This window comes from Prevotella rectalis, from assembly GCF_900607215.1.
Classification (GTDB): Bacteria; Bacteroidota; Bacteroidia; order Bacteroidales; family Bacteroidaceae; genus Prevotella; species Prevotella brunnea.
In genome coordinates this window covers 1-1,981 of sequence record NZ_LR027829.1, presented here as the reverse complement: position 1 = coordinate 1,981, position 1,981 = coordinate 1, and the positions used below count along the sequence as shown (strand labels likewise).

The following is a 1,981-nucleotide window of genomic DNA, read 5'->3' as shown; positions in this document are numbered from 1 at the left end:
TAGCACTGACCGCCTACTGCGATGCCGTGGCGCAAGGTTTTAATCATTTAGAAGCAGAAAGAATAGCAAGTGAAGTGCTTTTCAGTGGACTGCATTTCTCAAAGTACGATACCCTTGTTTCTGTCTTGGAGGACGAGTTTGAGAGGAAACTCCCTGCACCGCTCCCCGAGAGGCTTTCGTTTTTATTGTTGGCGAACAAGGCTGTTCAAGCCACATTCGCTGGGTACGAACTGACGGACGAATTTGCCGCAAGCGAACAATACGACCGTCTTTACACCGAACTGACAGGCACGATAGTACTGCTCATCGAGAGCAACAACCTGCCAACGGTCAAACAGACGGAGGAAGCAAGCCCGAAGGCGTTGTAGGCAAAGGCGCACGCAAAGTTCCTGATGCCGTTTCTTATCGTGCAAAGGTACAACGGCAGCCTGTCTGCCCTGAAAGGTCAAGTCCTGCGGATGGAGAGTAGAATCTCCACCGCAGGATTTTTCTTTTTCAAGGCGGTACTACAATCCTCAATATCCGTGCGGTCGTATTCATCTCTCCCAACCTTGCAGGGCAGGGCTGCCGTAGAGAGTATAGGCACTACAAGAATACGGCATACTCAGGCTCTTTGGACGCAAAAGCGAATGATAGAAACAATAGTTAGAACTAACGATTGTCTTGACAATCTTATTATATGACAAGCCATTTTTTATACAACTTATTGTCTGTACAATTTGTTGTCATAACAATTTATTGTCAAGACTATCTATTGTCAAGACAAACTATCGTCATAACAAACTATCGTCAAAACAAAACTATCGTCAAAACAAACTATCGTCAAAACAAACTATTGATAGTTCGACATCTCGATTTGTCGAACTATCGAACTGTTGATAGACCAACAAATATGCAATAAAAGGAAAGAACCGGCACCTCATCTCATTACCGCAATAACGCTGAGGGATTTTCTCGTGGTCTTTTCTCTTATCTTCCTGACATTTCCCTGCTTTTCCTCATCCCTTGTAGCGATGCTCTTGACCACTTACTTTTGCACCCGATAAGTACGGCAACGGGCAGCATAACAGCTCCATTGCCGAGTAACAATATAGTAATCAAAACAATATCAAAGCAATGAAACTCATTATCATCGACCGCAAAGCGTGGGAGCGGCATCGCTCCGAATTTGCAGACTTTATCCACCGTGTGGAAAAACTCATTGGTAATCCTCCTAAGAACGAGCAATGGCTCGACAACGAAGCCGTGTGCAAGCGTTTGGGCATAAGCAAGCGTACCCTGCAATCATACCGAGATACGGGAAAAATCCCTTTCTCCATGATTGGGCACAAGTGTTATTACAAACAGACCGACATCAGCGAAATGCTGAATGAAGTCAAAAAATGAATGAATTATGGCAGAGAATGAAATCATTACGCAGGAAGACCCTCAGATGCAGTTATTTTCACAACTGATGGAAGGTACTTTGAAGAAGTTGGAGCGGTGTTGTGCCACAGCTCGTCCGATGTTAGATGGCGAGGTTTACCTTTCGAGCGAGGAAGTGTGCAGCCACTTACGGCTCAGCACACGCACGCTCCAAGAGTATAAAAATGCAAGAATACTTCCATTCTACAAAATCGGAGGGAAGATACTTTACAAACAGAGCGACATACAAACAATGCTTGAAAAGTATTATAATCCAATACCGCAAACAGGTAAGTTATGAGTTAAGTTAAGAAATCAGTCGCGACTTAAGTAAAATGGTCAGTTATGACTTTGGTCAAAAAATTAGTTTCGACCTAAGTCAAAATTAACTTTAGTCAAAAATATGTCAGCTCATAAAGTCAGTAAGTCAAGAAATTAGTCAAAACTTATCTCTTGACTTACTTTTTGAACTTTGAACTCTCGTCTATCAAAAGCACCCCAGAAAGGTTGCTTTATGGAACATAACAAACTATCTCTTTCTTTATACTGGCAAGGTGTGTCTTTGTACCACAAATTG

Annotated in this window: 4 protein-coding genes; all 4 read left to right on the top strand. The window is 42.8% G+C overall.

All coding sequences use genetic code 11. The features are described 5' to 3' along the window. Positions 1–368, top strand: a 368-nt coding sequence (locus tag E0E16_RS13270) for a DUF1896 family protein (protein ID WP_130830679.1), incomplete at its 5' end; no start/stop codon positions are given. 24 nt (positions 369–392) lie between these two features. Further along, complete coding sequence (locus E0E16_RS13755) at positions 393–683, top strand: hypothetical protein (protein ID WP_028901183.1); 291 nt, start codon at positions 393–395, stop codon at positions 681–683. 433 nt (positions 684–1,116) lie between these two features. After that, the gene (locus E0E16_RS13265; RefSeq protein WP_025064883.1) at positions 1,117–1,386 is read left to right on the top strand and encodes a helix-turn-helix domain-containing protein; all 270 of its coding nucleotides are present in this window, start codon (positions 1,117–1,119) and stop codon (positions 1,384–1,386) included. Between the two features lie 7 nt (positions 1,387–1,393). After that, on the top strand, positions 1,394–1,705 hold the full coding sequence (locus E0E16_RS13260) for a helix-turn-helix domain-containing protein (RefSeq protein ID WP_130830678.1): 312 nt from the start codon (positions 1,394–1,396) through the stop codon (positions 1,703–1,705). The last annotated feature ends 276 nt before the right edge of the window (positions 1,706–1,981 follow it).

Coding starts and splice junctions, on each gene's coding strand:
- E0E16_RS13755 (WP_028901183.1), top strand. CDS start 393: ATGCCGTTTCTTATCGTGCAAAGGTACAACGGCAGCCTGTCTGCCCTG.
- E0E16_RS13265 (WP_025064883.1), top strand. CDS start 1,117: ATGAAACTCATTATCATCGACCGCAAAGCGTGGGAGCGGCATCGCTCC.
- E0E16_RS13260 (WP_130830678.1), top strand. CDS start 1,394: ATGGCAGAGAATGAAATCATTACGCAGGAAGACCCTCAGATGCAGTTA.